Origin of the sequence: Dapis hubbardiae BLCC-M172 (assembly GCF_050016015.1) — a bacterium.
In the GTDB taxonomy this organism is placed as follows: Bacteria; Cyanobacteriota; Cyanobacteriia; order Cyanobacteriales; family Microcoleaceae; genus Trichodesmium.
In genome coordinates this window covers 1-7,840 of the sequence record NZ_JBNHEQ010000234.1, presented here as the reverse complement: position 1 = coordinate 7,840, position 7,840 = coordinate 1, and the positions used below count along the sequence as shown (strand labels likewise).

Below are 7,840 nucleotides of genomic sequence, written 5' to 3'. Positions count from 1 at the left end.
AGTTATCCAAATGTTGTCTCGTTTCATTAACTTAAATAGAATTGCTTTCTTGGCCAATATTATTACTTTGATAACAATCACTTGCCCATCAACAGCAACAACATTTGCTTTGATAAATATCCCTGAAACCGCAAATTTACTATTGACTCCACAAGCAGAGGAAGAAGAACCAGGAAAAACCGTTCCTCCAAATTAATTAGCTATAAAAAAGTATCTGTTTGTAGTTGTACTTGAGTGCTAGCAAAGATATTTTGCGCTAAAGCACAACAACTACGAACTAATATTTATATTCATGTGGTGACTCGTTCAAAGCATACTGCCGAAACTGTTGCCATATATCTCGTGCTTCCTCCGTATCTCCCCTAGCTTCCAATAACCTCGCCAGTAACTTGTAAGCGATCGCACGGGTGTTCATTAATTCAATGGCCTCCCGCAAGTAAGTTTCTGCTTCTGTATAACGTTCTTGTTCGAGCAAGGCCCAACCCATATTTTTGAGCAAAGCATAGCGAACAACGGGGTCATTTTCAGCGTTCTTTTTCTGGAAACCTTGTTCGAGTAGCTCAATAGCTTCCGAGTATTGTTTTTCTAGGATATAAAGTCGAGCTAGGTTGTTATCAACTTGGGAAAGTTGGCTTTCAATAGCAATATGGTACTCACTTTTTGCTTTGTCAAGTTGGTGCAGTTTTTCATAAGTTGAACCCAGGTTATAATGTGCTTTTTTGTAGTTGGGTTTTAACAGTAAAGCACATTGGAAATAAAACCGAGCTGGTTGATATTGTTCTGCTAAATAATTATCAACTCCACAGTCGTTGAGCTGTTGATGAAGTTTGGGAAATAGTAACCGGAAAGTTGCCAAGGATAGTAACAGTAAACTCACCCACCAAATATGGTCTTTAGTTCTGGTGGGATATTTTTCTGCTAATACTTTTTCTATCCAGTTTCGATTAAAAACTTGAGCATAGATGGGATTATAAACTTTTAACTTCCCTTCTTTTTTCCGAACTATACCTGCCAATTGTAATTCTGTTTGTAAGAGATTATTTTTTGCCTTAATTTTTCCCCGTTGTAAAATTTTATGATACAAGCTTAATAATTTGTAGGTAGAATATTTGCTAGTGAGGAGGCGATTCTCTATTATCTGTAAATGTTTTGGTTCATCGTGAAATTTCCAGTTTTCAATAATACTTGATACTGTCAATTTCTCCACCTCCTCTTTTTCTGACCCTGTAGGAATTTTTATAAGTGATGTTAAAACTAATTGACATAATTTTTGTGTTAAAAATGGTTGTCCTCCCGTCCAATAAATTATTTCTTTGAGAACTTCTTGACGACGATCTACTTTTTCTAATAATCCCTCCGCTAAAGGTAACGACCCTGAAAATTCTAAACTTTCTAATTCAATTCTATTACCAATAATAGTATGGGAAAAATCAGAAATTTCTACAACCCCAAACAAAGCAAAAGTTAAACGTCGATATGCTGAATTATTTTCTCGTTTTTGATAAAAAGATTGAATCAAACTCAGAAAAAATTCTAGAGATAAATCCGATATCCGCAAACAATCTACTTCATCAATAAAAATTACAATATTTTTGTCAATTTTAGTGAAAACAACCTGTTCGATAAATTCAATCAAACGTTCTTGAGGTTCTAAAGTTTCTCGTTCCAACCACCAACTTAAACAGTCAACTTCCAGTTGCAAACCACTAGCTATTTCTTGCACAATACAGGCATAAATTTGTCCGACATTACTCTCTTCTCCAACAATTGCCATGAGGTCTATTTCCACACAAGCAATTTCTTCTTTTCGCAGTCGGTTTGCCGTCCTAATTCGCAAACTTGACTTACCAGTTTGTCGGGCATTAAAAACATAACAATACTCTCCTTTTTTTATAGCCTTATAAATCTCAGTATCTGCTAGTCTTACTATGTAATTAGAATGAGATAAATCTAGACCACCTCCAACTTTATAATAAAAATTAGATTCATAAATTCCATTCATTAGATATCTCCTAAATAATTTTCAAAATACAAACGATAAAGTTTGCATCTAACTAATATTTTGCCATCCTGATATTTGACTAATCCTAAATTTATAAGTGTCTTAATAGCATGATTTTCGATATTTCCTAAATAGTTGCCTTTAATTATGCTCAGAAAAACCTCAGCTAAATCTGAGTGCTGCTTTAAAATTGCTAAATATTCTTGTAAATGAGGACTATGATAAATACCATCTTTTGTCGGAGCAGTTTCTAAAATTTTCTCGAATGTCATGTCATTACGAGTTTTAAGACTATCAATAGTCAACCTCACTAAATAAGGATGACCTTCTACCATATTCATTAGTTCCCTAACCTGTGAATTATCTAAATTAAGCTGATAAATTTCAGCTAATTGTTGAACTTCTTCGAGGTTAAATTCTGGTAATTCAATAGCCGTACCGATATTAAATGGGGATTGATTGGGATTTATTTTAGTATCGGTATTCGGAGCATAAGAAATAACTACTCTGAGTTTTTGCCAAAGAGAATTTCTACTAGCTTTATCATTCCAAGAGCGGAGCATACCCAAGAAATCTTGATAAATATTTTCGTTGAGGAAAAGCAATTCTAAATTATCTAAACATAGAAATAATGAGTTGTTTAATTTCTGCAATAAATACTTTTCAAAGTAGTTAGTACAGGTCATTTTACTGCCGAAAGTTTTAGTTAAATTATCCCACTCATTTAATTTAGGAGGTAGTTCTAATTTATCCTTAATGTTTAGTTGATTACTGACATTGGCATATAACCAACGCAATAATTCATTCAATTCGGATAAATGGCTATTGTCAGCTTCCTGAAAACTAATAGATACAGTTTGGTATTTTTTTTTCATTTTTACTTGCTCTAATACTTGATTGATTAAAATAGTTTTTCCCATTTTTTTCGGCGCTTTAATTCTGAGAATAGAGTTAGTAAATAACAGGCTTTCGTAAAGTTGTTCTTCGATTAATGGGCGTTTGACATATTTTTGTACTTCAGGATTTTGTGAAGGATTGGTATTTTGAGGTTGTTTAGATTCTCCAGTATTTATAGTTGTGGTATTTTCATTATTTTTGAGTTCCTGATAATCAGTTTCTTCTAACTTTAAATCAAAATAGCTAAAAAAGTCTTCTAGACTTCCTAACCGAACTCCGTAGTTCCTATCAATAATTCTAGAAACAGTAGTCCGATATAATCCAGATTCTCTAGCAATTTCACTACAGTTGCATCCTTGTGGTAATTTCTCATCAACTTTCTTTTTTCCTGCTTCTGTTAGGATATAACCCATTATTACACCATCCTGATAATTAATGTTGTCGAAGATCGACAACATTGAAAAATACTTTTGTCGATTTTAACTCAATTTATTCTGAATATATTACCCTGCAATGATTTTTGGATTTGTCAATTAAAGTTGTCGAAGATCGACAATTTTTTTGTCTTTCCATACTGTATAATCTGTAATTAAGTTATTCGCAATCGCATTTTTACAGAGGTATTACTGAAAGAAATTAAGGAAGAAGGAAGAATTAAGAAGGAAGAAGTAAGAAGGAAGAAGTAAGAAGTAAGAAGGAAGAATTAAGAAGGAAGAATTAAGAAGGAAGAAGAAGGAAGAAGGCTTTAGTTATCTAGGAGAGAAGTAAGAAGAAAAGGAAAAATCTTAAATATGGTAAATATTTCCCCAACTTTTATACGCTCCGATACCAGCGGACATGATATTACTCCTGACTCCTAAAAAATTACCTAGCTATTTGTAGCAAAAATTTATTACACTGGTATAATTTCCAATAGAATGATTTGCTAAAAATATTTTTTTTCTTTCCTCTCTATAAATAGAGAGACTTTATACCTTTATTTTTCGGTTAAAAGCAAAATAAAATAATAATTTGTAGCAAATATTTATCTATATAAATTACCAATGGATAATTGATAATTAGAGAGAGTTTTTATGATGCACTCTCCATTATCCATTAATCAACATACTGGTAAGGTACAAAATTCGTTTATTTGAGGAATTTTGTCAGCATTCAGCTATCAGCTACTAATGAGATAAAAATAAGAGGAAGAGTTTAACAATTAATAATTATTAATTACCTCTTCTGTAATAGAGGGATTGGCTAAAAGGAATTTTTTTTCTTCTCTTGGTCGATTGGATATGGCGAGGTTCCCTCGCCATATCCAATCGACCGCTTTTTTCTCCATGAATGGAGAGGCTTTATATCTTGATTTTTTGGTAAAAGCAACCCTTGAAATTGAGAGAGAATTAAAAGTTACTGCTAAAGTAAGGTCTTTTAACCTGATAAATAATTATTCATTATTTGCGCTCTAGCTGACTGCTAAGAGCTGAATGCTTACGGAAGTTTTGATTAAGCATGAGAGTAGGTAGGGACGTTGTATGCAACCTCCCTACGAAGAATTAAAGATAATAATAATTAACATTAACTGAGTTAAAATTAGCAAAAAAATTAAAATATAGGTGTTAACTACTTAATAACTGAAGTGTTAGCTAAGTATAGCATTAATCCATGGTAATTGGGATAAATTGAGAAATCTTATAAATATAGCAATCCCCGCATAGGTTGCGGTTCAATAATTGATAATTGATAATTACCTCTTCCTAAAAGGAAGAGGATTGAATAAAAGGAAAATAAATTCATTGTTTATCCTTTAAAGGAGAGGCTTTAAACCTTAATTATTGGGCAATAAAAAAGTAGAAAAAAAACTGAACCCCCCGCCAGTTTCCTGTTGCATTTTCTCTAAAAGCGGTAAGATTTTTATACACAAATAAAATAGGATTGCTATAGTATAAGCGCGAACTAAATAAAATCTTAAAAAAATAGGTTGACTTATTGAATGATAACTATTTTTTTTCTATATTAAAATAGAAACTTTAACAAATAATTGGAGAAAATTTGATGCAAGTTGCCCCCAAACCAGAAACAACAACAATTAACCATTCCCCACCAGAAACCATTACCCTTGATGTCAGTGGTATGAAATGTGCTGGATGTGTTAAAGCAGTAGAGCGACAATTAACTCAACAAACAGGCGTTATCTCCGCTCGCGTCAACCTGGCAACCGAAGTCGCAACAGTTGAATGCCAAACAAACCAGATCGATCCAAACACTCTCGCTCAAAAACTCACAGATAACGGTTTCCCCACTCAACCACGCCTCGACACCTCCGAAACAGATGCTGCGAAGAAACAAACCGAACGCCATCGCCAAGAAATTAAACAACAAATTTGGCGGATAGCGATCGCTTCTTTACTACTAATTCTCTCAGGTATCGGACATTTAGGACACTTCATCGGCTCAGAAATTCCTATTGTGGGGAATATTTGGTTTCATGCAGTTTTAGCTACTGTCGCTCTATTACTACCAGGACGAGAAATAATCATCGACGGCGCTCGGAGTATGTTACGCAACGCTCCTAATATGAACACTTTAGTTGGTTTGGGTGCTGTTACTGCTTATACTGCTAGTATTATTGCTTTGTTATTTCCACAGTTGGGATGGGAATGCTTTTTTGACGAACCTGTAATGATACTTGGTTTCATTCTCTTAGGTAAAACTCTTGAGCAACAAGCAAGATATCGAGCAGCATCTACCCTACAGTCATTAATTGCACTCCAACCAGCAACTGCACGTTTAGTTCCTGCACCCAACGGTAACAATAATTCTTCTGAGTCTGTGGAAATTCCTGCCTCACGAGTCAAGGTGGGAGAATATTTACAAGTATTACCAGGGGAAAAATTTCCTGTGGATGGGGAAATATGTGATGGTAAAACAACTGTAGATGAGTCTATGCTTACCGGGGAGTCGATACCTGTAGTTAAAGAATTTGGTGCTAATGTTGCTGCGGGAACCATTAATAAGTCTAGCGCTATAGTTATCCAAGCAACTCGCACAGGTTCAGAAACTACATTAGCTCAAATTGTCAAATTAGTTGAAACTGCCCAAACTAGAAAAGCACCCATTCAAAATTTAGCAGATACGGTGGCAGGGTATTTTACTTATGGCGTGATGACTATTGCTAGTCTGACATTTTTATTCTGGTATTTTGTCGGTACTAATATTTGGTCTCACGTTTTGCAGACATCCAGTCACGAGGGGATGATGATGAGTCATTCTACTTCTCCTCTACTTTTGAGCTTGAAATTAGCGATCGCTGTTTTGGTTATTGCTTGTCCTTGCGCGTTAGGTTTAGCAACACCAACTGCTATATTAGTTGGTTCGGGTGTGGGAGCGCAAAGAGGTTTGTTAATTAAAGGTGGGGATGTATTGGAAAAGGTGCATGAGTTAGATACTGTCGTTTTTGACAAAACTGGAACTTTAACTACCGGGCATCCGACTGTCACCGACTTAGTAGGGGATAACCCAGAATGGTTATTAAAAGTTGCTGCTACTGTAGAAAGTGGTGCGAGTCATCCTTTAGCAGAAGCAATTTTACAAAAAGCAGAGGAAGAAAATGTGGCGTTATTGCCAGCAACAGATTTTTATACTGAACCAGGTTTGGGAATATCTGCTGTTGTTGATGGTAAAGTGGCTTTAGTTGGTAACTGGGAATGGTTGAATAAGCATCAAGTTGTTGTTGAGAAAGAAAATATTCCCACTTTAACAAGCAAAACAACAGTTTATGTTGCTGTAGATGGAGTATTAGTTGGAATTATTGGAGTTAGTGATGTTTTGCGCAATGATACTCAGGCAACAGTTAAACGTCTGCAAAATATGGGTTTAAGGGTAATGTTGTTGACAGGCGATCGCTCTTCTGTTGCCGTAACTATTGCGCAACAGTTAGGTTTACCTGCTGAAGATGTTTTAGCAGAAGTACCACCAGAAGGAAAAGCTCAGGCGATCGCTACTTTACAGTCAAAAGGTGAGAAAGTGGGAATGGTAGGAGATGGTATTAATGATGCTCCTGCTTTAGCTCAAGCGAATGTGGGTATTGGGATGCAAGCAGGTACAGATGTGGCGGTGGAAACTGCTGATATTGTATTGATGCAGGATAAGTTGATGGATGTGGTGGAGTCTATTAAACTAAGTCGCACCACTTTCAACAAAATTCGTCAAAATCTGTTTTGGGCGTTTGCCTATAATATTGTTGGTATTCCCGTAGCTGCGGGAGTATTGTTGCCAAGTTTAGGAATTATTCTTAGTCCTAGTGCAGCAGGTGCATTAATGGCGTTTAGTTCCGTGAGTGTTGTGACTAACTCTTTGTTATTGCGTAGCACATTTCGTTGAAATTAGACTGCAAGTAGGGACGTTCCATGGAGCGTCCCTAGACTATAGGAAGTAATCTCTTCAAACCCTGAGATTGCTTCCTTACGGAACCTTCTGTCTCCTGCCTTCTCAATTCTCAATTCTCAACGGAACCTTATACCTCCTGCCTTCTCAATTCTCAAGTTGTCATTGCGACGATAGGAAGCAATCTCAGGGGTTCGCGGAGATTGCTATCCGTTCCGGAATGCTCCGCAAACCTTCCACTCCGTTCCAGTCGCAATGACTTGGGTATAGCAATTATCAGGATTTTATAGAACCCCTGAAGGTATCTCCGCAAAGGTAAGGGTTTTTGCCAAAGGAGTCAGTCCTCAGTCCTCAGTAGTCAGGAGATGGAGAATAAAGAAATAGAGGAAAAAGGTAGAATTTTTTTGACTTACTTCATCATCTCCCCCACTCCCCCACTCCCCTACTCTCAATCTCTAATTTTAAATAGACCCCTTCAGGGGTTCTATATGAACGAAACCTTCTGACTCCTCAATTATCAATTATCAATTATCCATTATCCATTATTAATTACCAAGGACTACCAACCAT

5 protein-coding genes are annotated in these 7,840 nt (G+C 35.9%); 2 read left to right on the top strand and 3 right to left on the bottom strand.

What is annotated here, in order from left to right; genetic code table 11:
- Positions 1–196: hypothetical protein (locus ACP6PK_RS21685; protein WP_426562558.1), on the top strand; the 196-nt coding region annotated here is incomplete at its 5' end.
- 81 nt (positions 197–277) lie between these two features.
- Here ACP6PK_RS21685 and ACP6PK_RS21680 read toward each other — a convergent pair.
- From ACP6PK_RS21680 to ACP6PK_RS21670, 3 genes are all read right to left on the bottom strand, one after another.
- A complete protein-coding gene (locus ACP6PK_RS21680; RefSeq protein ID WP_094672455.1) occupies positions 278–2,002 on the bottom strand; it encodes an AAA-like domain-containing protein in 1,725 nt (574 codons plus the stop codon).
- Complete coding sequence (locus tag ACP6PK_RS21675; protein WP_426562556.1) at positions 2,002–3,357, bottom strand: AAA-like domain-containing protein; 1,356 nt, start codon at positions 3,355–3,357, stop codon at positions 2,002–2,004. Before ACP6PK_RS21675 ends, ACP6PK_RS21680 begins: the two co-directional genes overlap by 1 nt.
- A 1,219-nt stretch (positions 3,358–4,576) precedes the next feature.
- Entirely contained in the window at positions 4,577–4,681 is a 105-nt protein-coding gene (locus tag ACP6PK_RS21670) for a DUF4896 domain-containing protein (RefSeq protein WP_426562554.1), read from the bottom strand.
- A 258-nt stretch (positions 4,682–4,939) separates the two neighbouring features.
- Here ACP6PK_RS21670 and ACP6PK_RS21665 point away from each other — a divergent pair, with 258 nt between their 5' ends.
- Positions 4,940–7,267 carry a heavy metal translocating P-type ATPase gene (locus ACP6PK_RS21665; protein ID WP_426562552.1) on the top strand — a complete coding sequence of 776 codons (2,328 nt, stop codon included), beginning with the start codon at positions 4,940–4,942 and terminating at the stop codon, positions 7,265–7,267.
- The last annotated feature ends 573 nt before the right edge of the window (positions 7,268–7,840 follow it).

Coding starts and splice junctions, on each gene's coding strand:
- ACP6PK_RS21675 (WP_426562556.1), bottom strand. CDS start 3,357: ATGTTGTCGATCTTCGACAACATTAATTATCAGGATGGTGTAATAATG.
- ACP6PK_RS21670 (WP_426562554.1), bottom strand. CDS start 4,681: ATGAATTTATTTTCCTTTTATTCAATCCTCTTCCTTTTAGGAAGAGGT.
- ACP6PK_RS21665 (WP_426562552.1), top strand. CDS start 4,940: ATGCAAGTTGCCCCCAAACCAGAAACAACAACAATTAACCATTCCCCA.
- ACP6PK_RS21680 (WP_094672455.1), bottom strand. CDS start 2,002: ATGAATGGAATTTATGAATCTAATTTTTATTATAAAGTTGGAGGTGGT.